General features: G+C 64.0%; 26 protein-coding genes. 15 read left to right on the forward strand and 11 right to left on the reverse strand.

The genetic code is table 11. The annotated features are described in order from the left end of the window. Positions 1-86: 86 nt before the first annotated feature. Positions 87-4,400, reverse strand: a complete 4,314-nt coding sequence (locus AB4O09_RS04280; protein WP_460107947.1) for an Lhr family helicase — start codon at positions 4,398-4,400, stop codon at positions 87-89. Positions 4,401-4,693: 293 nt separating this feature from the next. Here AB4O09_RS04280 and AB4O09_RS04285 point away from each other — a divergent pair, with 293 nt between their 5' ends. Next, a complete protein-coding gene (locus AB4O09_RS04285) occupies positions 4,694-5,578 on the forward strand; it encodes a sugar nucleotide-binding protein (protein ID WP_003206053.1) in 885 nt (294 codons plus the stop codon). Beyond that, positions 5,571-6,500, forward strand: a complete 930-nt coding sequence (locus tag AB4O09_RS04290; RefSeq protein WP_003206051.1) for an NAD-dependent epimerase/dehydratase family protein — start codon at positions 5,571-5,573, stop codon at positions 6,498-6,500. Before AB4O09_RS04285 ends, AB4O09_RS04290 begins: the two co-directional genes overlap by 8 nt. 136 nt (positions 6,501-6,636) lie before the next feature. On the opposite strand, the gene AB4O09_RS04295 is transcribed toward AB4O09_RS04290, so the two are convergent. The 5 genes from AB4O09_RS04295 to AB4O09_RS04315 form a co-directional block, all read right to left on the reverse strand. Further along, entirely contained in the window at positions 6,637-7,335 is a 699-nt protein-coding gene (locus AB4O09_RS04295) for an OmpW/AlkL family protein (RefSeq protein ID WP_003206048.1), read from the reverse strand. A 260-nt stretch (positions 7,336-7,595) separates the two neighbouring features. After that, entirely contained in the window at positions 7,596-8,114 is a 519-nt protein-coding gene (locus tag AB4O09_RS04300) for a DUF3299 domain-containing protein (RefSeq protein WP_460107949.1), read from the reverse strand. 11 nt (positions 8,115-8,125) lie between these two features. After that, positions 8,126-9,391: an ABC transporter permease gene (locus AB4O09_RS04305; RefSeq protein ID WP_003206044.1), complete on the reverse strand. Its 1,266-nt coding sequence runs from the start codon at positions 9,389-9,391 to the stop codon at positions 8,126-8,128. A 1-nt stretch (position 9,392) separates the two neighbouring features. Beyond that, positions 9,393-10,103: an ABC transporter ATP-binding protein gene (locus AB4O09_RS04310; protein ID WP_003206042.1), complete on the reverse strand. Its 711-nt coding sequence runs from the start codon at positions 10,101-10,103 to the stop codon at positions 9,393-9,395. Between the two features lie 160 nt (positions 10,104-10,263). Then, positions 10,264-10,848: a DUF2796 domain-containing protein gene (locus tag AB4O09_RS04315; RefSeq protein ID WP_460107951.1), complete on the reverse strand. Its 585-nt coding sequence runs from the start codon at positions 10,846-10,848 to the stop codon at positions 10,264-10,266. A gap of 120 nt (positions 10,849-10,968) precedes the next feature. Here AB4O09_RS04315 and AB4O09_RS04320 point away from each other — a divergent pair, with 120 nt between their 5' ends. Continuing rightward, entirely contained in the window at positions 10,969-11,334 is a 366-nt protein-coding gene (locus AB4O09_RS04320; RefSeq protein WP_003206039.1) for a hypothetical protein, read from the forward strand. On the opposite strand, the gene trxA is transcribed toward AB4O09_RS04320, so the two are convergent. From trxA to AB4O09_RS04335, 3 genes are all read right to left on the reverse strand, one after another. Further along, positions 11,331-12,203, reverse strand: a complete 873-nt coding sequence (gene trxA / locus AB4O09_RS04325; RefSeq protein ID WP_003206037.1) for a thioredoxin — start codon at positions 12,201-12,203, stop codon at positions 11,331-11,333. The two genes, AB4O09_RS04320 and trxA, sit on opposite strands and share 4 nt — an antisense overlap. A 186-nt stretch (positions 12,204-12,389) precedes the next feature. Then, positions 12,390-13,043, reverse strand: coding sequence for a class I SAM-dependent methyltransferase (locus AB4O09_RS04330; RefSeq protein ID WP_003206035.1), 654 nt, complete (start codon positions 13,041-13,043; stop codon positions 12,390-12,392). After that, positions 13,040-13,504 carry a YbaY family lipoprotein gene (locus tag AB4O09_RS04335; protein ID WP_003206033.1) on the reverse strand — a complete coding sequence of 155 codons (465 nt, stop codon included), beginning with the start codon at positions 13,502-13,504 and terminating at the stop codon, positions 13,040-13,042. The genes AB4O09_RS04330 and AB4O09_RS04335 overlap by 4 nt, the downstream gene beginning before the upstream one ends. A 127-nt stretch (positions 13,505-13,631) precedes the next feature. On the opposite strand from AB4O09_RS04335, the gene nrdR reads away from it, so the two are divergent. The 12 genes from nrdR to AB4O09_RS04395 all read left to right on the forward strand — a co-directional run bounded on the left by nrdR (position 13,632) and on the right by AB4O09_RS04395 (position 22,305). Further along, complete coding sequence (nrdR, locus tag AB4O09_RS04340) at positions 13,632-14,096, forward strand: transcriptional regulator NrdR (RefSeq protein ID WP_013694316.1); 465 nt, start codon at positions 13,632-13,634, stop codon at positions 14,094-14,096. Next, positions 14,093-15,226 (forward strand): bifunctional diaminohydroxyphosphoribosylaminopyrimidine deaminase/5-amino-6-(5-phosphoribosylamino)uracil reductase RibD, encoded by a 1,134-nt coding sequence (gene ribD / locus AB4O09_RS04345; RefSeq protein WP_003206031.1) that lies wholly within the window; start codon positions 14,093-14,095, stop codon positions 15,224-15,226. Before nrdR ends, ribD begins: the two co-directional genes overlap by 4 nt. 46 nt (positions 15,227-15,272) lie before the next feature. Then, positions 15,273-15,950: a riboflavin synthase gene (locus AB4O09_RS04350; protein ID WP_028237110.1), complete on the forward strand. Its 678-nt coding sequence runs from the start codon at positions 15,273-15,275 to the stop codon at positions 15,948-15,950. A 16-nt stretch (positions 15,951-15,966) separates the two neighbouring features. Next, a complete protein-coding gene (gene ribBA / locus AB4O09_RS04355) occupies positions 15,967-17,058 on the forward strand; it encodes a bifunctional 3,4-dihydroxy-2-butanone-4-phosphate synthase/GTP cyclohydrolase II (protein WP_003206026.1) in 1,092 nt (363 codons plus the stop codon). 91 nt (positions 17,059-17,149) lie between these two features. Beyond that, positions 17,150-17,626, forward strand: a complete 477-nt coding sequence (gene ribH / locus AB4O09_RS04360; RefSeq protein ID WP_003206025.1) for a 6,7-dimethyl-8-ribityllumazine synthase — start codon at positions 17,150-17,152, stop codon at positions 17,624-17,626. After that, positions 17,623-18,123 carry a transcription antitermination factor NusB gene (gene nusB, locus AB4O09_RS04365; RefSeq protein WP_003185935.1) on the forward strand — a complete coding sequence of 167 codons (501 nt, stop codon included), beginning with the start codon at positions 17,623-17,625 and terminating at the stop codon, positions 18,121-18,123. Before ribH ends, nusB begins: the two co-directional genes overlap by 4 nt. Positions 18,124-18,141: 18 nt before the next feature. Beyond that, positions 18,142-19,107, forward strand: a complete 966-nt coding sequence (thiL, locus tag AB4O09_RS04370) for a thiamine-phosphate kinase (RefSeq protein ID WP_027912097.1) — start codon at positions 18,142-18,144, stop codon at positions 19,105-19,107. Beyond that, a complete protein-coding gene (locus AB4O09_RS04375) occupies positions 19,104-19,607 on the forward strand; it encodes a phosphatidylglycerophosphatase A family protein (protein WP_003206020.1) in 504 nt (167 codons plus the stop codon). Before thiL ends, AB4O09_RS04375 begins: the two co-directional genes overlap by 4 nt. A gap of 11 nt (positions 19,608-19,618) precedes the next feature. Beyond that, the gene (locus AB4O09_RS04380) at positions 19,619-20,377 is read left to right on the forward strand and encodes a substrate-binding periplasmic protein (RefSeq protein WP_027912096.1); all 759 of its coding nucleotides are present in this window, start codon (positions 19,619-19,621) and stop codon (positions 20,375-20,377) included. A gap of 109 nt (positions 20,378-20,486) precedes the next feature. Beyond that, positions 20,487-21,104 (forward strand): GTP cyclohydrolase II, encoded by a 618-nt coding sequence (gene ribA, locus AB4O09_RS04385; RefSeq protein WP_003206015.1) that lies wholly within the window; start codon positions 20,487-20,489, stop codon positions 21,102-21,104. Then, positions 21,101-21,520: an MFS transporter gene (locus tag AB4O09_RS04390; RefSeq protein ID WP_426385846.1), complete on the forward strand. Its 420-nt coding sequence runs from the start codon at positions 21,101-21,103 to the stop codon at positions 21,518-21,520. Before ribA ends, AB4O09_RS04390 begins: the two co-directional genes overlap by 4 nt. After that, on the forward strand, positions 21,520-22,305 hold the full coding sequence (locus AB4O09_RS04395) for a cobalamin-binding protein (protein WP_003206011.1): 786 nt from the start codon (positions 21,520-21,522) through the stop codon (positions 22,303-22,305). The genes AB4O09_RS04390 and AB4O09_RS04395 overlap by 1 nt, the downstream gene beginning before the upstream one ends. A gap of 139 nt (positions 22,306-22,444) precedes the next feature. On the opposite strand, the gene AB4O09_RS04400 is transcribed toward AB4O09_RS04395, so the two are convergent. Both AB4O09_RS04400 and dxs read right to left on the reverse strand, forming a co-directional pair. After that, a complete protein-coding gene (locus tag AB4O09_RS04400) occupies positions 22,445-24,325 on the reverse strand; it encodes a TonB-dependent receptor domain-containing protein (protein ID WP_028237114.1) in 1,881 nt (626 codons plus the stop codon). A 145-nt stretch (positions 24,326-24,470) separates the two neighbouring features. After that, positions 24,471-26,369, reverse strand: coding sequence for a 1-deoxy-D-xylulose-5-phosphate synthase (dxs, locus tag AB4O09_RS04405; protein WP_013694310.1), 1,899 nt, complete (start codon positions 26,367-26,369; stop codon positions 24,471-24,473). Between the last annotated feature and the right edge of the window lie 7 nt (positions 26,370-26,376).

Here is a 26,376-nt window from a genome sequence, read left to right on the forward strand (position 1 = left end):
CAAGCTCGCTCCCACAGTAGGTTTGTGGTGAATGAACAATCCCTGTGGGAGCGAGCTTGCTCGCGATAGGGCCGGCCCAGACGCCCTCAACCTTTCTGAATCAGCTTGTTCCTGACCTCAGCCATCCCTTGAGCATCCAACTCCACCCAAAGATGCTGCTTGCCGGCAATCTGCGCCGCCACCGGCAAACCATCGCGATACACCAGCCGATTACTCGCCAGTGCCGGCACTTTCGCCCCCGGCAGCAAGGTGCCCGCCAGGTTCAGCGGGTCGACGCCGCACACCGCCACCAGGCTGCCATCGGTAGGGCGGCGGCGGGTTTCGCGCAGCAGCGGGATGGCTTCGGGCAGGGCGAATTGTTCGCCCGCCAGCCCACTGACAAAACGCCCGCCGCGAATCTCGCCCCGCGCCTCCAGGCGATGAAAGGTGCGCAGTAGCTCGCGCCAACTCGGCAACCAATCGGCTTCCCGTTCCAGCAAGCGCCAGAACACCACGCCGTAACGGCGCAGCAGGGTCATGGCGATGTGCTCCAGGGTGTCGGGCGGTGTGGGCGCGGCGCGGTTGCCGTCCACGGGCGCCGGTTGACTGCGGCGCAACAAGGCCCAGCGCCCGGCGTCGTCCATACCACCGACAAACGCTCCGCGCCCGCGCCGGCTGCTGCGGGCCTGGCGTTTACTGGCCGGGGTGATCAGCGCGCGCAGGCCGGCGAAGCTGTCGGCATTCACCAACCCGGCGCCCACCAGTTCCTGCAAGGCGATTTCCAGTTCGCTGCGCAGCAGGTGGGCTTCGTGGGCCAGTTCGTCGAAAAACAGCGCGCCGTGTTCGCTGAGGGCCTGATGGACTTTTTGCGTCTTGGGCGACAACTCATCCAGGGCCGTTTGCCCGGCCAGGCTGCTCCACAGCGCCACCTGACTGCGCGGCAACAACACCACCGGCGTGCTGCGCAGGGCGCTGGCGGAAGGCTTCTGGCGCGCACTCAGGCGCGTCCATACCCACTTGCCACTGCGGCACAACTCATCGAGCCAACTGGGCGAGTAGTCCTTGATCCGCGCTGGCAACAGGTCGCTGTCCCAGGCTGACGCAGCGGCCGGGAAGCCTTCGAACTGGCCGAGTATCGACGGCAGCACGGCATTGCCCCGGCCCTGGGTGGACGATGACAGGTGTTGCCAGTCGAACAGAAAGCGCATGAAGTCCTGCAACATCACCGGCTCGATTTCCCGGCGCAGACGCTTGACCGTGTAGCGATGGATCCGCGCCAGCAAATGCCGCTCGCACCATTCCTCCTGGCCGGTGCCCGGCGTGAACCGCCCGCGCAGCACATAGCCTTGTTGTTCAAGCTGCGCCAGGGCCTGGGTGACCTGCGGGGTCGACAATCCCAGCGGGTAGGCGATGGCCTTCAACGGCAGCGGGCCAAAGGCACTGAGCCGGGCGCGGAGCACTTCCACCAGGGCTTCGTCGCTGTCCCAGGTTTCATCGAAACCGGCCAGGGGCGTCAGCGGCGGTTGCCAGCGGGCCTGTGGATAAACGGCTTGCAGGCAGGTCAGGCGCTCCAGCGGCACCCACAGACCCCGCTCGGCACTGATCTGCAGGTGACTGGCGCGACCACTGGCGGCCAATGCCTGCAACCAATCCAGCCACGGCGCGTGGGCGTCGGCTTCGCTGTCGGCGATGCAGGCCAGGCTCATCAACGCTTCATGCATCTCATCGAGATTGGCCGGCGTCGGCCAGGCCTCATCGCGGACCGACTGAATGGCTTCGGCGTCCAGTGCGCCAAGGTCATTGGTGGCCTGTGGATCGCTCCAGCGCCGATTGATCACCGCTTGGGTGCGCCGTTCTTCCAGCGGCGCGTCATCGAGAAAGGTGTAGGGGCGGGCGCTGAGGATTTCTGCCGCCAACGGCGAGGGCGCCGGCAGATCGCGGCTGATCAGGCGAATCTCGCCCGCTTCCATGCGCCGCAACAGCGTCAGCCAGCCTTCGCTGTCCATGGCTTCGTGCAGGCAATCGTCGAGGGTCTGTTCCACCAGCGGATGGTCGGGGATCTCACGCTCGCCGGCCAGGTTTTCCAGGCAAGCGATCTGGTCCGGAAACACGCTGGCGATCAGGTCCTCGCTTTTCATCCGCTGGATCTGCGGGGCGACTTTGCGTCCGCCGGCGTAACGCGGCAAGGCCAGGGCCACGCCAGCGTTCCAGCGCCAGCGCACGCCGAACAGCGGCGCATCCAGTACCGCCTGGACCAGGATCTGCTCGGCGCTGTGGCTGTTGAGGTAGCGCCACACTTCGTCCAGTTCGAAGCTGTGGCTGGTGGACAGCGAGAGCACGATGGCGTCTTCACTGGCCGCGGCCTGCAATTCGAAGTTGAAGGTGCGGCAGAAACGCTTGCGCAAGGCCAGGCCCCAGGCGCGGTTGATACGGCTGCCGAAGGGCGTGTGGATGATCAGTTGCGTGCCGCCGGACTCGTCGAAAAACCGCTCCATCAGCAGCGTGTCCTGGGACGGCAGGGCGCCGAAGGCCAGGCGCGCCGGGGCCAGGTAATCCACCAGTTGTTCAGCGCTGGCCAGGTTCAGTTGCAGGGTGCCGGTGAGCCAATCGAGGGCCGGTTGCAGGTTGCCCGGCGTGGCGCCGAGCAGTTGATCGAGCTGGGCTGGCAGGCGCGCCACGGCCAGGGACAGTTCGGCGCTGCGCCCCGGCGCTTCGCCGAGCCAGAACGGGATGGTCGGCGGCTGTCCCTGGGCGTCCTCGACCCGCACGCGGCCGGTCTCGACGCGAATGATGCGATACGACGTATTGCCCAACTGGAACACGTCGCCGGCAATGCTCTCCACCGCGAAGTCTTCGTTGACGCTGCCGATGTTCAAGCCCTGGGGTTCGAGCAGCACGGCGTAGTCGGCATTGTCCGGAATGGTGCCGCCGCTGGTCACCGCCGTGAGCTTGCTGCCGCGGCGCCCGCGCAAGGTCCGGGTCACGGCATCGCGGTGCAGGTAGGCGCTGCGTACGCCCTGGCGACCATTGAGGCCTTCGGCGAGCATCTGCAACAGCGCCTGGTAATGCCCTTCGTCCAGCCCGGCGTAGGGCGAGGCACGACGCAAGGTTTCCAGCAGTGCTTGCTCCGACCATTCCTGGCAACTGACTTCGGCGACGATCTGCTGGGCCAGTACATCCAGCGGCGCCTTGGGGATGTGCAGGATGTCGAGTTCGCCACGGCGTACGCAGTCGAGCAGGGCGGCGCACTCGATCAAGTCGTCGCGGGTGGTGGCGAACAGGCGTCCCTTGGGCATGCCACCGACCTGGTGACCGGAACGACCGACCCGTTGCAGGAACGCCGAGATCGAGCGGGGCGAGGCGATCTGGCACACCAGGTCGACATCGCCGATATCAATGCCCAGCTCCAGGGACGCGGTGGCGATCAGCACCTTCAGCTCGCCGCGTTTGAGGCGTTGTTCGGCGTCGAGGCGAAACTCCTTCGCCAGGCTGCCGTGGTGAGCGGCCACGGCGTCCTTGCCCAGGCGCTCGCTCAGATGACGGCTCAGGCGTTCGGCCAGGCGCCGCGTATTGACGAACACCAGGGTGGTGCGGTGTTCCCCGGCCAGCTCGGCGAGGCGGTTGTAGACCAGTTCCCATACGTCATTGGCCATCACCGCCGACAGCGGTACTGGTGGCACTTCGATGTCCAGGTCCCGGGGGCGGGCGTGGCCGATGTCGACGATTTCACAGGTGCGTCCCTCACCGACGAGAAAACGTGAAACCGCTTCGATGGGCTTTTGCGTGGCGGACAGACCGATGCGCATCAGCGGTTCGGCGCACAGGGCTTGCAGACGCTCCAGGCTCAAGGCCAGGTGGCTGCCGCGCTTGCTGGCGGCGATGGCGTGGATTTCGTCGACGATGACCGTGCGGGTGCTGGCGAGCATCTGTCGGCCGGAGTCGGAGCCGAGCAGCACGTAGAGCGATTCGGGAGTGGTCACCAGGATGTGCGGCGCGGTCTTGCGCATCGCCGAGCGTTCTTTCTGCGGCGTGTCGCCGGTACGCACGGCGGTGGTGATGTGCAGGGGCGGCAGGTCCATTTGCCGCAGCTGTTCGGTGATGCCGGCCAGGGGATTTTGCAGGTTGATCTGGATATCGTTGCTCAAGGCCTTGAGCGGCGAGACGTAGACCACCAGCGTCTGGTCCGGCAGGCCGCCCTGTTCCAGGCCGCGGTGCACCAGGTCATCGAGCACGGCGAGAAAAGCCGTCAGGGTCTTGCCCGAGCCGGTAGGCGCCGCCACCAGGGTCGAACGACGCTGGCCGATCAACGGCCACGCCCGGGCCTGGGCGGCCGTGACCGCCGGGAAGGTCTGGCTGAACCAGGCGCGAACGGCGGGGTGAAAGCCGGCCATGGCGTGGTTGGCTGGGAGAGGCAGATTCATGGGGCAGTTATGCGGGTGGGTTGGGCAAGATGCAAGTACCACTTGAGACCTTCATTGCCTGCCAGAATGCCATCGCGAGCAAGCTCGCTCTCACAGGGATAGCATGGGCACCTGAGATCCCCTGTGGGAGCGAGCTCGCTCGCGATAGCGGCCTCAAGTCCCACCCAAACCCGGCGATCTGCACTTTACGGATGACGGTTGCGCACTAAACCCGCAAAATGCAACGATTCCGACAACGCCTGCGGGCGTTGTCGACCAAATTCTTGTGCCAATAGACTGGGCCTGCTGACTTTATGCGAATGCGCCTTATGTTACTGGGCGGCGGAAATGCCCTTGGGCAGGCGCTGATTCGCCTCGGTGCAGAAGAAGACATCGGTTTTCTTGCCCCCCGCCCGCCCGAAGACGGTTGGGATGCCGCGAGCCTGACGCAACTGCTCGACGACACTCGCCCGGACGCCTTGATCAACCTGGCGTACTACTTCGACTGGTTCCAGGCCGAGGCCGTCAGCGAGCAGCGCCTGGCCAGCCAGGAGCGCGCTGTCGAGCGCCTGGCCGAGCTGTGCCAGCATCACAACATCGTCTTGCTGCAACCGTCGAGCTATCGCGTGTTCGATGGCTCCCGCGCCACGGCCTATAGTGAGAAAGACGAGCCCGTGCCCCTGGGCGTGCGCGGCCAGGCGCTGTGGCGGATCGAGCAAAGCGTGCGCGCCACTTGCCCGCAACACGTGCTGCTGCGGTTCGGCTGGCTGCTGGACGACAGCGCCGATGGCATCCTCGGGCGTTTCCTGGCCCGGGCCGAACAGCCCGAAGAGCTGTTGCTGGCCGACGACCGCCGCGGTAACCCGACGCCAGTGGACGATGCCGCGCGCGTGATCATCTCGGTGCTCAAGCAACTCGATTGCGCGGCGCCGCTGTGGGGCACCTACCATTACGCCGGCCACGAGGCGACTACGCCGCTGGCGCTGGGCCAGGCGATCCTCACCGAAGCCCGCGCCCTGCATCCGCTGGCCATCGAGTCGCCCACCCCCCAGGCCCACGCCGCACGGCCGGACGCCGCGGAAGAACCGCAGCACGCGGTGCTGGCCTGCAAGAAAATTCTGCACACTTTCGGGATCAAGCCCCGCGCCTGGCGCGCGGCACTCCCAAGCTTACTGGATAGGTTTTATCGCCATGGCTGAAGGCCCTGTTTTAATCACCGGCGGCGCGGGTTTCATTGGTTCGCACCTGACCGACGCCTTGCTCGCCAAGGGACATTCGGTGCGCATCCTCGATGATCTGTCCACCGGCAAGCGCAGCAACCTGCCGCTGGACAACCCGGCGCTCGAACTGATCGAAGGTGACGTCGCCGATGCCGCGCTGGTGGCGCGGGTCATGGCCGGTTGCAGCGCCGTGGCGCACCTGGCGGCGGTGGCCTCGGTACAAGCCTCGGTGGACGACCCCGTGCGCACCCACCAGAGCAATTTCATCGGCACCCTGAATGTCTGCGAAGCCATGCGCCAGAGCGGTGTGAAACGGGTGCTGTTCGCCTCCAGCGCAGCGGTCTACGGCAACAACGGCGAAGGCGAGTCCATCGACGAAGAAACCCCCAAGGCCCCGCTCACGCCGTATGCCTCGGACAAACTGGCCAGCGAGTTCTACTTCGACTTCTATCGCCGCCAGCACGACCTGGAGCCGGTGGTGTTCCGCTTCTTCAACATCTACGGTCCGCGCCAGGATCCGTCCTCGCCGTATTCCGGGGTCATCAGTATCTTCAGCGAACGGGCGCAGAAAGGCCTGCCGATCACGGTGTTCGGTGATGGCGAGCAGACTCGGGATTTTGTCTACGTCGAAGATTTGGTGGATTTGCTGGTGCAGGCCATCGAAAAGCCCGAGGTGGAAGTGGGCGCGGTGAACGTCGGCTGGAACCAGGCCACGACCCTCAAGCAGATGCTCCAGGCCCTGGCCGCCGTGGTGGGCGATCTGCCTCCGATCAGCTACGGCCCGGCACGCTCCGGCGACATCCGCCATTCGCGGGCCGACAATCATCGGCTGTTGCAGCGCTTCAGCTTTCCCCCGCAAACCCCGATGAGCGTGGGGCTGGCGCGGTTGCTGGGACGCTGAGATTCTCACCGCCCAAAAACTGTGGGAGCGAGCTTGCTCGCGATAGCGGCGGGTCAGTCAACGTGATTGCTGGCTGATCCACCGTCATCGCGAGCAAGCTCGCTCCCACAGGGATTTTCGTACCTTCAGGTTCGGCTTAGAACTTGTAGCCCAACCCCACCATGTAGATCCATGGGTCCACATCGACATTCACCTTGGCCCGGGTACCGCCGGCCACGGCGTTGTTGTCCACATACGCGGTGGTGTCGATGTCGATGTAGCGAATCTGGCCGTTGATCATGATGTTGTCGGTCAACATGTAGTCCGCGCCCACTTGCCACGCCATGCCCCAGCTGTTGCTCGCACGGAAATTGCTGAAGCCGTTGGCGCTGGCTTCGCTGCCGACGTGTTCGTCGTAGATCCAGGTGTAGTTGATGCCGGCGCCGACATAAGGCTGGAACGCCGACTTGGCGTCGAGCGGATAGTAGACCAGGCTCAAGGTCGGCGGCAGGTGCTTGAGGGTGCCGAGCTTGCCATTGGCCGCGCCCAGGGCGGTGCCTTTGATTTTCACGTCGTGCTCGAACGGCGAGGCCGCCAGCAGTTCGATGCCCAGGTTGTTGGTGATCATGTAGGCGAAGTTCAAGCCCAACTGCGTGTCGCTGCTCATGGTCGCCTTGCCACCCAGGTCGGCGCCGGCCAGCGGGCCACGGTCGACCTTGACGCTGGAGCTGTCGGCTTCCGGGTTGACGGTGATGGCACCGGCGCGAACGATAATATCGCCAGCGGTGTGGGCCTGGGCGAGTGGGGCAGCGAGCGCGAGGGCCGCGAGGGAAGCGCAGAGCAAGGACTTGTTCATGAGGGCTCCAGAGGGCATCGAAATTTGATGTCCCATGGTACGAAGCCGTCTGCTCCGGTCTTTTGACACAGCTCAATGAGTCAGGGGGTGTTTAATTGACTCAGCTCAATAAAAGCGCTGATGGGAAAATTTGAGGGAACCATCGCGAGCAAGCTCGCTCCCACATTATTCGACCGTATTCTTTCTGAAGAAACGCGATCAACTGTGGGAGCGAGCTTGCTCGCGATAGCTATCTCATCAACAACACATCACTACCGGACTCACTCCGGCAGCTCATACACATAAATCTTCTCGGCCTCCATCTGATACCCGGCATCGGCCAGTTCACTGGTGGACGGCTTGACCTGCATCGGCCCTTCGACCCAGTACGGCTGGTACAACTCGTCGAGCTTGACCCCGACTTCACTTTTCACATGCACGATCTGGTTGGACGGCGGTGGCGGTACGTGGATGCAGGCGCCGAAATAGGGCACCAGCAAGAAGTCCGTGGTGCGACCTTCCTCGCTGACTTCCAGCGGAACGATGTAGCCCGGCAAACGAATCTGCTGGCCATCGAGGGCCTTGACTACCGGGGCGTTGGGCAAATCCTGCTTGGCGGCTGGCGCGGACTCGGCGGCCAGGGCGTCGCTCATCTTCGACAAGTCGTGCAGCGGGGTCATGTTCGGCACTTCTGGCGGCGCGTCCGGCGGGATCATTTCCGACCAGGCCAGGTCCCTCGGATCGGCCGCCCACAGCGGCAGGGCGACCATCATCAACAGCGCAAGCAGGGCGCGGGGCATCTTCAACGTCCTCATAAACGGATCGACAGGCCGTCGGCCAGCGATTGGCGATAAGCGCGCCAGGCCGGCACGCTGCCCATCAGCAGGGCAGCGACTAGAATGCCAGCCAGCAGCGTCCATTCATATTCGCTCGGCCAGCTCAGCGGCAGGTACAAGCCGTAGGCCGACTGCACGTAACCCTGGGCGGCGGCGATACCGATGTACAGCAAGGCCAGCCCGGCGGTGACCCCGGCCAGCGCCAGGGCGAAGGCTTCGAGCACCAGCAGCGTCGCGATGTGCCACGGCCGCGCGCCCACCGAACGCAGGATCGCCATTTCCCGACGACGCTCGTTGAGGCTGGTGAGGATCGCCGTGAGCATGCCGATCAACCCGGTGAGCACCACGAACAACGAAATCACGAACAAGGCTTTTTCCGCCGTGCCCATCAGGCTCCACAACTCCTGCAGCGCCACGCCGGGCAGGATGGCCAGCAGCGGTTCGCCACGAAACTCATTGATCTCGCGTTGCAAGGCAAAGGTCGAAATCTTGCTGTTGAGGCCGAGCATGAACGCGGTGATCGCCTGGGGCGTGAGGTCCATGTTGCGGGCCTGGTCGGCGCTGATGCGGCCATTGCCCTGGGCCGGCACACCGTTCTTCCAGTCGATGTGGATCGCCTCCATGCCGCCGAGGCTGATGTGCAGCGTGCGGTCCACCGGCGTGCCGGTGCGCTTGAGAATCCCGACCACGGTGAAGGGCTTGTCGTCGTGCTTGACCAGGCTGACCACCGCCACACCGTGGGCCAGCACCAGCTTGTCGCCGAGCTTGTAGTGCAGCGCCTCGGCCACTTCGGCACCGAGCACCACTTCGAACGGATCGGTTGCGAAAGCCCGGCCGTCGGCCAGTTCCAGATGCTGCTGGCGGCCGTACTGGTAATGTTCGAAGTAGGCCTCGGTGGTGCCCATCACCCTATAGCCGCGGTGGGAATCGCCGAGGGACATGGGGATCGCCCACTTCACTTTCGGGTTGCTGGCGAAGTGTTCGAAGCTGTCCCAGCGGATGTTGTTGGTGGCGTTGCCGATGCGAAACACCGAATACAGCAGCAGGTTCACGGAGCCGGAGCGGGCGCCGACGATCAGGTCGGTGCCACTGATGGTGCTGGCGAAACTGGCCCGCGCCTCGGTACGTACCCGCTCCACTGCCAGCAACAAACAAACCGAAAGGGCGATGGCGAACGCGGTGAGGATCGCGGTGAAACGGCGGTTCGCCAGGCTGGCCATGGCTAGACGGAACAAATACATCTCAAACCTCGAGTGGCGTGGTGGCGCGATTGAGATCGGCCAGCGACAGGTTGCGGTCGAACAGCGGCGCCAGGCTCTGGTCGTGGCTGACGAACAACAGGCTCGACCCGGCCTCGCGGCATTCAGCGAACAACAGCCGCAGGAAGTTTTCCCGGGCGTCGTAGTCCAGGGCCGAGGTCGGTTCGTCAGCGATTACCAGTTCCGGTTGGCCGATCAGCGCCCGGGCGGCGGCGACCCGTTGTTGCTGGCCGATAGACAACGAGTCGGCGCGCCGCTCCAGCAGGTTTGGATCGGTCAGCCCCAGGTGGGCCAGCAGCGTGGCGGCGGCTTGATCGACGCTGCCGTGGCGCTGGATCGCCCGTTGCGCACGCAGCTTGGAAAAGTGACAGGGCAGCTCGACGTTCTCGCGTACCGAGAGAAACGGCAGCAGGTTGAATTGCTGGAAGATGTAGCCGGTGTGGTCGACGCGAAAGCGGTCGCGACTGCCGGCGCCCAGTTCGGTGAGTTCCTGGCCGAGTAGGCGGATGCTGCCGCGATCCGGCGTCTGCACACCGCCCAGCAGCCCCAGCAAGGTGGTCTTGCCACTGCCGCTCGGGCCCTTGAGAAACAGCGTCTCACCGGCCTCCAGGCGAAACGCCGGGATATCCAGCAACGGCGGATGCCCGGGCCAACTGAAGCCCAGGTCGGAGAGTTCGATGAGTGCTTGGGTCATGTTTGCCGCTTCAAATAGTGGAACCTGTGGAACACCTGTGGGAGCTGAGCTTGCTCGCGATGAGGCCATCACGTTCAACTTGGATGTTGACTGTCGGACCGCTATCGCGAGCAAGCTTTGCTCCCACCAAGCTTGCTCCCACATTGGGTTTTGCGGTGGATCAGAATTTCAGGGCAGGCGCCTTGGCCGTCACTTCCACGCCTTGCTGTCCGCTCGGGCTGATCAGTTGTACCTGAATTTTCTGGGTGGCCGGGAAGGTTTTGAACAGGGTCGCCAGGTCCAGGTTCTTCAGTGCACCCGGGGCGGCGCAGGTGAACTGGTAGTGGGCATGGATCTCACTGTGCTCGCCGTGGTGCTCGTCGCCATCGCCGTCGTCGTCATGGTCTTCGTGGTCCGGTTCATCGCCGAACAGCGGGCTTTCCAGTTCCTGCTGGGCCACGGTGCATTTGGCCGCAGCGGGCAGGTTGAACAGCGCCAGCGGCTTGTCCAGCTGCGCCCGTACGGCGGCGACCTTGGCCTTGTCGGCATCGCTGGTGGCGGCATGTTCGAAGCCCACCAGGTTCATCGCCGGGCTTTCCAGTTCCAGCTCCAGGGTCTGGCCGTCCAGGGCGGCGTTCAACCGGCCCACACCGTGTTCATGGGCGCCGAGGCTGCCGTGTTCGTGGTCATGATCATGCTCGACCGCCGCGTGAGCGACAGCCAATGGCAGCAGGGCGAACGGCAAAGCGAGAAGCAGACGACACATGACGAGTCTCCGAAAAGGTTATGTAATCTTATAACGAAAGTGCGGAGAGTTTGACCGTCTGCTTGGCGTCGCGCAAGGGCCATGGGAGCATGCGAACATGAAATATTCAGGAGCACGGTGATGTTGCGGATACGCGGAACCGTCGGCGATTGGCCGGTGGACTTGTCGATCGAAATGGATGAGGGCGACTGGGCGCAGCTCGGCGCGCAGTTGCAAGTGGCCAAGTCAGAAGGTGTGGCGGTACCGGCGACCAAACCGGTGGCCAATCCAGTGAGTCAGGACGATGCCCAGTGGCAGATTGCCAAGGAACTGCTGCGCAAGGCCGGGCAACTGAGCGGCCCGGACTTGCTGGAACAGCTCGAAGGCCTGAGCGGCAGCGCCTCGGCGGGCAAGCGCCTGTTGGTGCGCTTGCGCCACTGTGCCGAGGTCAAGGTACTGAGCGGCGCCGATACGCCGCTCTATAGCTGGGTTGGGGCTGAGGCTTAATACAACGCCGCAAACAGCTTGCGCCGATAAGTCGTCACCAGCGGATGATCGTTGCCCAGCAGTTCGAACACTTGCAGCAAGGTCTTGTGGGGCAAGCCTTCGCTGTAGCTGCGGTTACGCATGAACAGCTTGAGCAGTGCATCGAGGGCCGCTTCGTACTGCTGGCGTGCCAGTTGCTGGATCGCCAGTTGGTACACCGCTTCATCGTCCTGCGGGTCTTTCGCCAGGCGCGCCTTGAGGTCGGCAGCGTCCGGCAGGTGCTTGGCCAGGCCGAGGAACTGGATCTGCGCCTTGGCGCCGGCGAGGGCGGCCTTGTGCTCGTCGCTTTTCACCGCGTCGAGCACGGTCTGCGCTTCGTCCAGCTCACCGCGCTCGGTCAGGCAGCGGGCATACAGGATCAGGGCCTTGGCGTTGGTGTTGTCTTCACCCAGCAATACCGTGAGCACGGCTTCGGCGTCGGCGAAACGACCGTCGTCGAACAGCGCCTGGGCCTGTTCGAATGGGTCGGCGGCAGCCGGAGGCGGCATCTGCACATGGGGTTCGAGCATGGTCCGCACCGCCGATTCCGGCTGGGCGCCGGCAAAACCGTCGACGGGTTGGCCGTCCTTGAACAACACCACCGTTGGCAGGCTGCGAATGCCGAAGCGGGCGACAATGTCCTGTTCGATGTCGCAGTTGACCTTGGCCAGCAGCAGTTCGCCCTGATAGCTCTCGGCAATGGTTTGCAGCATCGGCATCAGGGCTTTGCACGGCGCACACCATTCGGCCCAGAAGTCCACCAGCACCGGTTTGTGGAAAGAGTTCGCGATCACCGACTGGTCGAAATCGGCGGTGGTGGCGTCGAAGATGTAGGGCGTTTCCTGAGTCATGGGCAATCTCGTAGAGCGCTTGAATGGAGCAACTATACGGCTTGGTGGGGGTGGCTGAAAGCCGGGGAGGTCTTTCGTCTTGTGGTGTCCGATAGGACGCCTTCGCGAGCAAGCTCGCTCCCACAAGGGATCTCAAGTGTTCAGGCGACCCCTGTGGGAGCGAGCTTGCTCGCGATGCTTTTAAGGCTAGCGCCGCGCGTGGTACAGGCTCACATGCCGAAACTCTTCAGGCTCAGCCAGGTCCGGCAAGGTCATGGCCTGGAGCATGTCGATGCGTCTGTACAGCGGATGCTGGAAATCCCGTACCCGAGAGTCGGCCACCAACGCCTCACGGCCACGGCTGAGGAATTGATCGAGCAGTGGCAGGTTGGCCCGGTCGTAGAGCACATCGGCGACCAGGATCAGGTCGAAGCGATCGGCCTCGGCGAAGAAGTCCGTCGAATAACCCAGCTCTACGCCATTGAGTGCGGCATTGGCCTGGCACGCGGCAATCGCCAGCGGGTCGAGGTCGCAGGCCACCACTTCCAGCGCCCCGGCCTTGACCGCCGCGATGCCCGCCACGCCGGAACCGGCACCAAAATCCAATATGCGCTTGCCCTCGACCCACTGCGGCTGTTCGGCCAGGTAGCGGGCCATCGCCAGGCCGCTGGCCCAACAGAAGCTCCAATAGGGCGGCTCGTGGAGAATGCGGCGGGTTTCTTCCGGGCTGAAGGCACGGTCCATGTTGTCGCCGTCGATCAGCCACAACTTCAAGTCAGCGCCGGGTAGCGGGCAGGCCACCAGGCGCGCGTCACCGAGTAATTCACTCAACGCCCGTTGCAGGTCTTGCGGTGCACTCATGGCGCTTTGACGAATTGCAGGGTGCCCAGGGCCTGGGTGGTCGGTTGGCCGATGCGTTGCTCCGGCAGGTGCAGGATCAACTGGCCTGACTGGCTGGCGCGGCCGCGCAGTTCGACGCGGGCGCCGACCGGGAAGGCATCGGGGTTGAAACGCAGGCGGAAGGGCAGGGCCTGGTTGGTGCCGATCAGGCTGGAGCTGGCGAGCAATTGCTGTGGGCGGTCCTTGTCATCGATCACCAGCAACGCCAGTTCGACCTCGGCCCCGGCCGGCACGCCTTGCAAGGTGCCGCTCAATTCGCGCTGATACGCCGGCAGAGGTCCCAGTTCGGCCGCCTGGCGGGCTTTTTCCTGGGCCTGTTTCGGCGCTGGGGCCGGGGCGGGGGGCGCGGGCTTGGGGGCGTCGCTGCTGCACGCCATCAGCAGGCTGAAAAGACTGAGCAAAACGAGCGATCGTAGCGGCATGTGTGGCTCCAGCAAGGTGAATTCCATGGATCTGACGGTAGGCCCGTCTGTATACCGTAAACCCTATGGCTTGTCTTGCCAGTGGGATGCGCTACCATGGCCCTCCCTTTTTTTGTTGCCTGCCACCATGCACTGTCCCTTCTGCGGTGCCAACGACACCAAGGTCATCGACTCGCGACTGGTCGCCGAGGGCGAACAAGTCCGCCGCCGCCGCGAATGCCTGGCTTGCGGCGAACGTTTCACGACGTTCGAGACCGCTGAACTGGTGTTGCCGCGCCTGATCAAAACCGACGGCAGCCGCCAGCCGTTCGATGAAGAAAAACTGCGCGCCGGCATGCAGCGCGCCCTGGAAAAGCGCCCGGTGAGCGTCGAGCGCCTGGAAGCGGCGCTGGTGCACATCAAGCACAAGCTGCGGGCGACCGGCGAGCGCGAGGTCAAATCCCTGGTGGTCGGTGAGTTGGTGATGGCCGAGCTGCAGAAGCTCGATGAAGTCGCCTACATCCGTTTCGCCTCGGTGTACCGGCGCTTCCAGGACCTGAACGAGTTCCGCGAAGAAATCGACCGCCTGGCCCGCGAACCGGTGAAAGAATGACCGCCTCGGCGCAGCAGGCCATCCTCGACGCCCACTACATGGCCCGTGCCCTGGAGTTGGCGCGGCGCGGTCACTACACCACCCACCCCAATCCCCGGGTCGGTTGCGTGATCGTGCGTGACGGGCAGATTGTCGGCGAAGGCTGGCACATCCGCGCCGGCGAGCCCCATGCCGAAGTCCATGCCCTGCGCGCCGCTGGCGAACAGGCCCGCGGCGCCACGGCCTACGTGACCCTTGAGCCGTGCAGCCATCACGGGCGTACGCCGCCGTGTGCCGATGCGTTGGTCAACGCCGGCGTGGCGCGGGTGGTGGCGGCGATGCAGGACCCCAACCCGGAAGTCGCCGGGCGTGGCCTGCAACGGCTGGCCCAGGCCGGCATCGCCACCGAAAGCGGCGTGCTGGAGGGCGAAGCGCGCAAGCTCAATGAAGGTTTTCTCAAGCGCATGGAGCAGGGCCTGCCGTTCGTGCGGGTCAAGCTCGCCATGAGCCTCGATGGCCGCACCGCCATGGAAAGCGGCGAAAGCCAATGGATCACCGGCCCGGCCGCACGCTCGGCGGTCCAACGCCTGCGCGCCCAGGCCAGCGTGGTATTGACCGGCGCCGACACGGTGCTGGCGGACAACGCCCGGCTGACCGTGCGCGCCGATGAACTGGGGCTCGATGCCGAGCAGACCGCGCTGATCATGAGCCGTCCTCCGCTGCGGGTGCTGGTGGACGGGCGTCTGCGGGTGCCGCTGGATGCCGCGTTTTTCAAAGCCGGCCCGGCGTTGGTCGCTACCTGCATGGCGGTGGAAGAACAGTACGCCAACGGTCCCGAATGCATGATCGTGGCGGGCGATGACGGCCAGGTCGATCTGTATCGCCTGCTGGTGGAACTGGCGGGCCGTGGCGTCAACGAGGTGCTGGTGGAAGCCGGTCCTCGCCTGGCGGGGGCTTTTGCCCGGCAAGGGCTGGTCGACGAGTTCCAGATTTTCATCGCCGGCAAGTTCCTCGGTTCTTCGGCGCGGCCACTGCTGGACTGGCCGCTGGCGCAGATGAAAGACGCCCCGCAGTTGAAAATCACCGAAATCCGCGCCGTGGGCGATGACTGGCGAGTCATCGCCGTTCCCGTTGCGCAGGCGAGCGTATAATTCCCGGCTTTCGCGCAAGCGGCGGCCTGTTCTCGAGGAGGACTCCATGTTTACCGGCATCATCGAATCCATCGGCAGCATCCGTGCACTCACCCCCAAGGGCGGCGATGTGCGGGTCTACGTCGAAACCGGCAAGCTCGACCTGAGCGACGTCAAGTTGGGCGACAGCATCGCGGTAAACGGCGTGTGCCTGACGGCCGTCGAATTGCCAGGCAACGGTTTCCTGGCGGACGTCAGCCGCGAAACCCTCGACTGCACGGCCATGAACGACCTCAAGAGCGGCAGCCCGGTCAACCTGGAAAAAGCCCTGACCCCCACCACTCGCCTGGGCGGGCACCTGGTCAGCGGCCACGTGGACGGCGTCGGTGAAGTGGTGTCGCGCACTGATAACGCTCGGGCCGTGGAGTTTCGCATCCGCGCGCCGAAGGAACTGGCCAAGTACATCGCCCACAAAGGCTCGATCACCGTCGACGGCACCAGCCTGACGGTCAACGCGGTGGATGGCGCCGAATTCCTGCTGACGATCATTCCCCACACCCTGAGCGAAACCATCATGGCCTCGTACCGGCCAGGTCGCCGGGTCAACCTGGAAGTCGACTTGCTGGCCCGTTACCTGGAGCGCCTGCTTATGGGAGACAAGGCCGCAGAGCCTGACTCTTCACAACGGCGGGCGGGTAACATCACTGAAAGTTTTCTGGCCGCCAACGGCTACCTCAAATCCTGACCCAAGGGGGTGCCGCGTGGCGCTCAATAGCATCGAAGAACTGGTTGAAGACATCCGCCAAGGCAAGATGGTCATCCTCATGGATGACGAAGACCGCGAGAACGAAGGCGACCTGATCATGGCCGCCGAGTGCTGCAAGGCCGAACACATCAACTTCATGGCCAAGCACGCCCGTGGCCTGATCTGCATGCCGATGACCCGCGAGCGCTGCGAGCTGCTGAAGCTGCCGCTGATGGCGCCGCGCAACGGCTCGGGCTTCGGCACCAAGTTCACCGTGTCCATCGAGGCCGCCGAGGGCGTGACCACCGGTATCTCCGCCGCTGACCGCGCGCGCACGGTGCAGGCCGCTGCCGCCCGGGACGCCAAGGCCGAAGACATCGTCAGCCCCGGCCACATCTTCCCGCTGATGGCCCAGGCTGGCGGCACCCTGGCCCGCGCCGGCCACACCGAAGCGGCCTGCGACCTGGCGCGCATGGCGGGCTTCGAACCCAGCGGCGTGATCTGCGAAGTGATGAACGACGACGGCACCATGTCCCGTCGTGCGGAGCTGGAAACCTTCGCCGCCGAACACAACATCAAGATCGGCACCATCGCCGACCTGATCCACTACCGGATGATCCACGAACGTACCGTTCAGCGGATTGCCGAGCAGCCGCTGGACAGCGAACTGGGCCAGTTCAACCTGGTGACCTACCGCGACTCGGTGGAAGGCGACGTGCACATGGCGCTGACCCTGGGCACCGTGTGCGCCGAAGAGCCGACCCTGGTGCGCGTGCACAACATGGACCCGCTGCGCGACCTGCTGATGGTCAAGCAACCCGGTCGCTGGAGCCTGCGGGCCGCCATGGCTGCGGTGGCCGAGGCCGGCAGCGGCGTGGTGCTGCTGCTCGGCCACCCGCTCGATGGCGACGTGCTGTTGGCGCACATCCGTGAAACCGGTGACCAGGCGGCGGTGAAAAAACCGACCACCTACAGCATTGTCGGTGCCGGTTCGCAGATCCTTCGTGACCTGGGCGTGCGTAAAATGCGCCTGATGAGCGCGCCGATGAAATTTAATGCGATATCCGGTTTCGATCTGGAAGTTGTAGAATACGTGCCCTCCGAATAATAGCCCGGGATTTTCCGGCCCTGTATTCGTGGCTAATATCACTGAGGAGCGCGTTATAGAACGTGCTCCGGCTCTTTAAGAGATCTGACGAATGACCCTGAAGACCATCGAAGGTACCTTCATCGCCCCCAAAGGCCGCTACGCTCTGGTAGTGGGCCGTTTCAACAGTTTCGTGGTCGAGAGCCTGGTTGGCGGTGCGGTCGATGCCCTGGTTCGCCATGGCGTGAGCGAAAGCGACATCACCATCATCCGTGCCCCTGGCGCCTTCGAAATTCCGCTGGTTGCGCAGAAAGTCGCTCAAAAGGGCGAATATGCGGCGATCATCGCCCTGGGCGCGGTCATTCGTGGCGGTACTCCGCACTTCGAATACGTGGCCGGCGAGTGCACCAAGGGCCTGGCCCAGGTGTCCATGGAATTCGGCGTGCCAGTCGCTTTCGGCGTACTGACCGTTGACTCCATCGAGCAAGCCATCGAACGTTCCGGCACCAAGGCCGGTAACAAAGGTGCCGAAGCTGCCCTGTCCGCCCTGGAAATGGTCAGCCTGCTGGCGCAGTTGGAGGCCAAGTGATTAGCGACGAAAGCGATCGTTTCAACCCGCGCGATCCAAAGCCTGCGGATGCCGGCAAGCCGTCGAAAAGCGTCAAGCGTCGCGAAGCTCGTCAGCTCGCGACCCAGGCGCTGTATCAATGGCACATGGCCAAGCAATCGCTGAACGAGATCGAAGCGCAGTTTCGGGTCGACAACGACTTCAGTGATGTTGATGGCGCTTACTTCCGCGAGATCCTGCACGGGGTCCCGCAGTTCAAGACTGAAATCGACACCGCGCTCACGCCTTGCCTGGACCTGACCATCGAAGAGCTGGATCCGGTTGAACTGGCAGTGCTGCGCCTGTCCACCTGGGAACTGCTCAAGCGCGTCGACGTACCGTACCGCGTGGTGATCAACGAAGGGATCGAGCTGGCGAAAGTCTTCGGTTCCACCGATGGCCACAAATTCGTCAACGGTGTGCTCGACAAGCTCGCCCCACGTCTGCGTGAAGCTGAAGTGAAGGCGTTCAAGCGCTAGTCAGCGCTTGATATCCGCATGGGTGAGTTCGAGCTGATCCGTAATTACTTCGCTGCCGCGCCTTGTGCGCAGGGCGGCGAGGGCGTTGCGCTGGGGATTGGCGACGACTGCGCCTTGCTGGCCGTTCCTGCCGGGGAACAGCTGGCGGTGTCCACCGACACGCTCGTGGCCGGTGTGCATTTTCCAGACCCGTGCGACCCGTTCCTGCTCGGCCAGCGCTCGCTGGCCGTGGCGGTCAGCGACCTGGCTGCCATGGGCGCCAACCCTTACGCCTTTACCCTTGCCCTGACCTTGCCGACGGTGACCACCGATTGGCTGCAAGCCTATGCCCGCGGTTTGAACCAGATGGCCCAGGCCTGTGGCGTGGCGCTGGTGGGTGGGGACACCACACGTGGGCCCCTGAGCCTGACCATGACCGTGTTCGGCCACGTGCCGTCCGGCCAAGCCCTGACCCGCAGCGGCGCACGGCCCGGCGACCTGCTGTGTGTGGGCGGCGAGCTGGGCAATGCCGCTGGCGCACTGCCGCTGGTGCTCGGCCAGCGCGGCGCCGAACCTGCGATTGTCGAGCCGTTGCTGGCCCATTACTGGTCGCCACGTCCGCAGATCGACCTGGGCCTGGCATTGCGTGGCAAGGCCAGTGCGGCGATGGATATTTCCGATGGCCTGCTGGCCGATTGCGGGCATATCGCCCTGGCGTCCGGGGTGGCCTTGCAGGTTGAACGGGACCGACTGCCGTTGTCCAACGCTCTGGTAGCGTTTCTTGGCCGGGCGGATGCCGAGCAGGTGGCCCTGAGCGGCGGTGACGATTACGTGCTGTTATTCGCCGTGCCACCGAACCGGTTGTCGACGTTGCAGGCCGCCGGCTGGCCGATCCACGTGATCGGCAGCGTACTGGCCGGGCAAGGCGTCACGCTGGTCGACAGCGTCGGGCACGACATCACTCCGCCAGTGCGGGGCTATCAACATTTTCGGGAGACACCGTGACAGATCATCCCAACCAGGTCCCGGCAGAATTCGTTCCGCCTTCGGTCTGGCGCAATCCCTGGCACTTCCTGGCATTTGGCTTCGGTTCGGGTACTTTGCCTAAAGCCCCGGGCACCTGGGGCTCGCTGGTTGCGCTACCCTTCATACCGTTGTGGCAGATGTTGCCGGACTGGGGCTACTGGTTGATGCTGGGCATCACCATGCTGTTTGGCTTCTGGCTGTGTGGCAAAGTGGCGGACGACCTTCGGGTGCACGATCATGAAGGCATCGTCTGGGACGAAATGGTCGGCATGTGGATCACCTTGTGGCTGGTACCGGAAGGCTGGTATTGGTTGCTGGCGGGTTTCCTGGTGTTCCGTTTCTTCGATATCCTCAAGCCGTGGCCGATCCGCTGGATCGACCGGCACGTACACGGAGGTGTCGGCATCATGCTCGATGATGTATTGGCCGGGGTTTTCGCCTGGCTGGCAATGCAAGGATTGGTGTGGTGTTTCACCTGAGGGAGTCAGGCATGGGCGTAAGCCGCGCACTACTGCTGTTGCTGTGTTTAGGAGCCTGTGTGGGTGCAAGGGTGGCCGAGTCGGCTCCGCTGCCTGACAAGATCCGTGCGGCCAGCGAAGAGTGGGCCGATTACACCCAGGCCGATGGCCAGGGCATGGGCTGGGACATCTTGCGTGCAGTGTTCGAGCCTGAAGGCGTCAAGCTGGAGATCCGCAGTGTGCCCTACACCCGCTCAATCGGGTTGGTGCAGCGCGGCGAGGTCGATGTGCAGGTCGGTGCCTATCGGGATGAGTCCGAAGGCGTGCTTTACCCGAAGTGGCACTATGACGTCGATCACATCTATGCCCTGGGGCTGGCGTCCAAGCCGTCACCGACGCTGGCGACGATTGGCAGCTATCGGCTGGTATGGATGCGCGGCTACGAATACAACAACTACCTGCCCAACATCCGGCGTTTCAATGAGATCCACCGGTCGGTGGGTATCTTGCCGATGCTGATTCATGAGCGAGCGGACTTTTACATCGATGCATCGATGGAAATCGAAGAAGTGCTCGCCAAGGCCGACGATCCCAAGCAATTCAAACTTTCGCCGCTGATCAATTTGCCGCTGTACCTGGGCTTCGCCAACAACGAAAACGGCCGTACGTTGCGTGCGCTGTTCGACCGACGCATGGAAGTACTGGTGAAGAGCGGCGAGTTGAAACCGATTTTCGAACGCTGGAAGCAACCCTATCCTTTCGACGAGAATGGCAATCCACCGAAGCCGTAATCAAACTTTTCGATGGTTATGGCCGACAATTCAGCCTAAGCGTCTACAGGAGCGTGCTGTTACAATGCCCGCCTCTGCGAAACTCCAGTACTAGATCAGGAGCACACCGGTGCCTGTCGTTTTTGTTGCCGCTTCCAAGCTGCCAACGCCGTTTGCGCAATTCACCATGCATGGTTTTCTCGATGAGGCCACCGGCCGCGAGCACGTCGTGCTCAGCCTGGGTGATTTTACCGACGGTTCTCCGGTGTTGGGCCGCCTGCATTCCGAATGCCTGACCGGCGACGCCCTGTTCAGCCAGCGCTGCGATTGCGGTTCGCAACTCGAGGCCGCGCTGCAGGCCATCGCCCGTGAAGGCCGTGGCGTGTTGCTGTACCTGCGCCAGGAAGGTCGTGGCATTGGCCTGTTGAACAAGATCCGCGCCTATGAACTGCAAGATGGCGGCGCCGATACGGTGGAGGCCAACGAACGCCTGGGCTTTGCGGCCGACCTGCGGGACTACAGCATTTGCCTGCCGATGCTCGAACACCTGGGTATCAAGTCCCTGCGGTTGATGACCAACAACCCACGCAAGGTCAAGGCCTTGACCGACATGGGCATCGTGGTGGCCGAGCGTGTGCCGCTGCACACCGGTCACAACCCCCACAACAAACTCTACCTGGCGACCAAGGCCAGCAAGCTCGACCACATGATGGGTAACGAGCACCAAGGCGAGGTTGACCGGGCGTGACGCGCGGTCAGGTCCGGCGGCGGCTGTCCGTCAGTTGGTGGAAATACCTGGCCCTGGCCTTGCTGCCACTGTTCGTGATCAACGCGGTGTTCGGCCAGGGCGAAGCGAATCTGCCGGTGCTGGCGATGCCGTTGTTCATTGCCGGCATGGCGTCGATGTTTGTCAGCCTGCGATTCTTCGGGCCGTACAAGCAAGCCCTGATCGCCACCCAGAAAGCCCTCGACACGCCCGAAGAACCCCAGGCCTGGATTGACCTGGCGGCCCGTCGTCGCGCCGCCTTCCTGGTGGCCGGGCTACCGGCCTGGGTCGGTGCCCTTGCGGTGTTCGTTGGCCTGGAAGCGGTGCCGTTGATGCTGCTGGCCTTGTCGACCGCCGTGTTGTTCTACCTGTACCGCATCCCGCGCCAACTCGGCTGATGAACCGCTGGCTGGCGGTCTTGCTGCTGGCCGTCAGCGCCTCGACGATGGCGGCTTCGCGGGTTGTCAGCCTCGCGCCGTCGCTGTCGGAAATCGTCGTTGAGCTGGGCTCCGCCGACCTCTTGGTGGGCGTGCTGGATGGCGGTGATCGTCCGCCAATCCTTAAAGACCTGCCTTCCGTAGGCCGTTACGGCCAGCTGGACATGGAGCGCTTGCTCAGCCTCCAGCCCGACCTGCTCCTGCTCTGGCCCGGCAGTGTCGGCCCGGCCCAGCGCGAGCAGCTCAAGGGCTTGGGCATTTCTGTCTATGTCGCCGAGCCCCGCAGCCTCGACCAACTCATCGTGCAAATTGAAGACATTGCCACGCAGCTCGGCCGCCCGGAGCGGGGCGTGCAACGGGCGGCGCAGTTGCGTGTGCGTCTTGCGGCGTTACGCCAGCGCTATCGACGGGACCCGCCGTTGCCGGTGTTCTACCAGGTCTGGGACCGGCCGCTGTACACCATCGGGGGCGGCCAGATCATCAGTGATGCGCTGGCGGTGTGCGGGGCCCGCAACGTCTTTGCCGACCTGAGCGTGCCGGCCCCGCAGGTGAGTGTGGAAGCGGTGCTGCAACGTAATCCGCAGGTCATCCTCGCCACGGAACAGGCGCAGCTCGACGCCTGGAAAACCTGGCCGGTGGCGCAGGGGCGGTTGTTGCTGGTCAATGACAAGGGGCTGGAGCGGCCCAGTGGACAGATGATCGAGGCGACGGCGCGGTTGTGCGAGTTGATTGCGCCAGATCGTTAGACCGTGGCGCCTGCAATCGCGAGCAAGCTCGCTCCCACATGGGATTTTGTTGTGAACACAAAACCTGTGGCCACTGAAGATCAACTGTGGGAGCGAGCTTGCTCGCGATGAGGTCAGTCCAGGCACCACAGGTTCTGGATCAGAGAGAGGGGGTCCAAGTAACCCCAAACAACCAGGTCCGACCCTCCTCCCGATACCCATACTGGCCCCCATCATGGCTATACAGCGCCCGGCTGTAACCCTTGTCCAGCAGGTTATCCACCTTCATCTCCAGCTTCACTTCCCGAGTCAGCGCCCAGTTGCCGCGCAACCCGAGCAGGGCATAGCCGCCCAGGGCATGGCGGTTGTTTTCATCGTCATAGCTGCCACTCACCGCTTGCCAGGTGGCGCCCAGGCCCAGGCGGCCGAATTGCCGGTCCAGGTCCAGGCTCAAGGTCCGCCGGGCGCGGCGGGCCAGGGTGTGGCCGCTGTCGCGGTCACGTGGGTCGATGATGGCCAGGCCCAGGTTGCCCTGCCAGCCGAACACATCCTGCAGGTAGGCCATCTCAAAACCGTTGATCCGCGCCGAGGCAACGTTCTGTGGACGTGAGTTACTGCCAAAGATGATCGCGTCTTCCAGGTCCGTGCGGTACAGCGAGGTCTCCAGGCGGGCGCTCTCGCTCAGTTGGCTGCGCCATTGCAGCTCGTAGCTTTTTGCCGTTTCGGGTTTCAGGTCAGGGTTGCTGAAGTCCGGGTAGTACAGATCGTTGAAGGTCGGGGCGCGGAAGCTTTCGCTGTAGGTCAGCAATACGTCGTTGTCCGGATTGATTGGTAGGGTGATCGTGCCGCTCCAACTGTTCTGGCCGCCGAATTGCTGATTCTGGTCGCGACGCAGGCCCAGTTCGGTGGAGAAGGTTTCGGCCTGGAAGCGATGCTGGATGAACGCGGCACGGTTCCAGCGGCTGTCTTCGTCGAACGGCGTGCTGCTGTTGACCCGGTCCTGATACCAGTCACCGCCGACGATCAGGCTGTTGCGCTCGTCCAGCGTCACGTCGTTCTGCCACGTCACTGAATCGCGGTAGGTGTTAAAGACTTCGCGGACGTCGCTGAGCTTGTCGAAGGTCTTTTCACGGTTCTCGCTGTGGCCCAGTTCCAGGCGTGACTTCCAGGCCTCGTTGATTCGCCCGTCCACATAGGTGCTGAAGCTGCTCACCGCAAACTCGCTGTAGGGTTGCTGGGGCAGGGATTCGAAGGTGGCTGGGTCGAAGCGGCCGAACGGGTTGTCGTATTCGCTTTTGCCGCGGTTATCCAGCACGTTCAGGCCGACTTCCAGGTCATCGCTGGCGGCATGGCTCAGGCTCAGGCTGAAAGACTGGTTGCGGTTGGCATCGTCGTCGCGGTCGCTGGCATAGGACTCGCGGGTCCGATTGCTTCCAGCGCTCTCGTCGAGGCTGGCGCCGAGGTTGAAGCGGGTCTGGTCGTCGCCGCCGGACAGGCCCAGGCTGCGTTCCCAGGTCTGGTGGCTGCCAACGCCCACATGCAGGCGCGGTTGCAGACCTTGCTCGTTGCCGCGACGGGTGAAAATCTGAATCACCCCACCCACCGCATCGGCACCGTAGATCACCGAACGCGAACCGCGCAGCACTTCCACGCGCTCGATCTGGTTGATGTTCAGGCGTTGCAGGTTGCTGTCGCCGGAGGTGGCATTGCCGATGCGCTGACCGTCCACCAGCACCAGGCTCTGGGCCGATTTGGTGCCGCGAATGTAAATCCCCGGAAGGCTGCCGCGCCCACCCAGTGGTGCCACCTGCACGCCTGGCACACGGCTGAGCAAGTCAGTGACACTGGCCGGTTGCAAGCGCTCGATGTCCTCGCGGGTGAACACCGTGTTGGCGGCGCTGCTGTCGTTGCGGGCCTCGACCTGGCGGTTGGCGCTGATCACGATGTCGGGCAGCTTCAGGGCCTGGTCGCGCTCGAAGGTGTCGGCCAGCAGGTCGGGGGTGGGTAGCAGGGAGAGGGTGAGGGCGAGGCGGAGTTTCATGGGGTTCCAATCATGCTTGATTCACACAAAACCAATGTGGGAGCGAGCTTGCTCGCGATAGCGGTGTGTCAGCCAATGGGTTTATTGACTGATCTTCCGCTATCGCGAGCAAGCTCGCTCCCACAGGGGCTTGTGTGGGCTGAACTTACAGGCCCAGCAACAGCAACCGCTGGCGCACCGCCGCTTCGATTCCCACCTCGTCCAACCCACATTCGGCGAGCATCTGCGCCGGCTTGGCGTGTTCGACATAGCTGTCCGGCAAGCCCAGGTGCAGCACCGACTTGAGGATGTTTTCCCGGGCCAGGAACTCGCTGACCGCCGCACCGGCGCCGCCCATGATGGCGTTTTCCTCGACCGTTACCAGCAGGTCGTGGCTGCCGGCCATCTCGCGCACCAGGGCTTCGTCGAGGGGTTTGACGAAGCGCATGTCCACCACGGTGGCGTCCAGGGTCTCGGCGACTTTCAGGGCTTCGGCCAGTTGCACGCCGAACACCAGCAGGGCGGTTTGCTTGCCCTGGCGGCGAATCACGCCCTTGCCGATCTCGATTGGCTCGAGGTCGGTCGAGATCGGCGCGTTCGGGCCGGTGCCGCGCGGGTAGCGTACTGCCGCCGGGCCATTGAACAGGTGGCCGGTGGTGAGCATCTTGCGCAGCTCGTTTTCGTCGCTCGGGGTCATCACCAGCATGCCGGGGATGCAGCGCAGGAACGACAGGTCGAAGCTGCCGGCGTGGGTCGGGCCGTCTTCGCCCACCAGGCCGGCGCGGTCGATGGCGAACAGCACGTCGAGGTTCTGTACCGCGACGTCATGAATCAGTTGGTCGTAGGCCCGTTGCAGGAACGTCGAATAGATCGCCACCACCGGCTTGGCACCTTCACAGGCCATGCCGGCGGCGAGGGTCACGGCGTGCTGCTCGGCAATTGCCACGTCGAAATAGCGTTGCGGGTAGCGTTCGCTGAAGGCCACCAGGTCCGAGCCTTCCTTCATCGCCGGGGTAATGCCCACCAGGCGCGGGTCGGCGGCGGCCATGTCGCACAGCCATTGGCCGAAGACGCCGGAGTATTTCGGTCCGCCGGCCTTTTTCGGCGCGGCCGCCGGAGCGTCCAGGGGTTCGAGCTTGGTGATGGCGTGGTAGCCGATCGGGTCGACTTCCGCCGGGGCGAAGCCTTTGCCTTTCTTGGTGACCACGTGCAGGAACTGCGGCCCCTTGAGGTCGCGCATGTTGCGCAGGGTGGCGATCAGCGTAGGCAGGTCATGGCCGTCGATGGGGCCGATGTAGTTCCAGCCCAGTTCTTCGAACAGCGTGCCGGGGACCAGCATGCCCTTGGCATATTCTTCGGTGCGGCGGGCGATTTCCCAGGCGCCGGGCAGGCGGGACAGCACTTTCTTGCTGCCTTCGCGCATGCTGGCGTAGGTGCGGCTGGAGAGGATCTTCGCCAGGTAGTTGGACAACCCGCCCACGTTGCGCGAGATCGACATGTCATTGTCGTTGAGGATCACCAGCATGTTGGCGTCGACTTCCGGCGCGTGGTTCAGCGCCTCGAAGGCCATGCCCGCGGTCAGTGCGCCGTCGCCGATCACGGCAATGGCCTTGCGCTCGCTGTTTTGCAGGCGTGCGGCAATCGCCATGCCCAGGGCGGCGCTGATGGAGGTGCTGGAGTGGCCGACGCCAAAGGTGTCGTATTCGCTCTCGGAGCGGCGCGGGAAGGCGGCGATACCGTCCTTCTGGCGCAGCGTGCCCATACGCTCGCGACGACCGGTAAGGATCTTGTGCGGGTAGGCCTGGTGCCCAACGTCCCACACCAGCCGGTCGTCCGGGGTGTCGAACACGTAATGCAACGCGATCGTCAGCTCGATGACGCCCAGGCCCGCGCCGAAGTGCCCACCGGTCTGGCCGACCGTGTAGAGCAGCTCCAGGCGCAACTCATCGGCCAGGGTTTCCAGCTCGGCTTCACCCAGGCGACGCAGGCCGTCCGGCGTGTTGGCGCGGTCCAGCAGGGGCGTGGTCGGGCGCTTGCGGGGAATCTCTTGAAACGTCGTGGGCATCAGGCGA

The sequence above is a fragment of the Pseudomonas sp. H1_F01 genome (assembly GCF_054681425.1).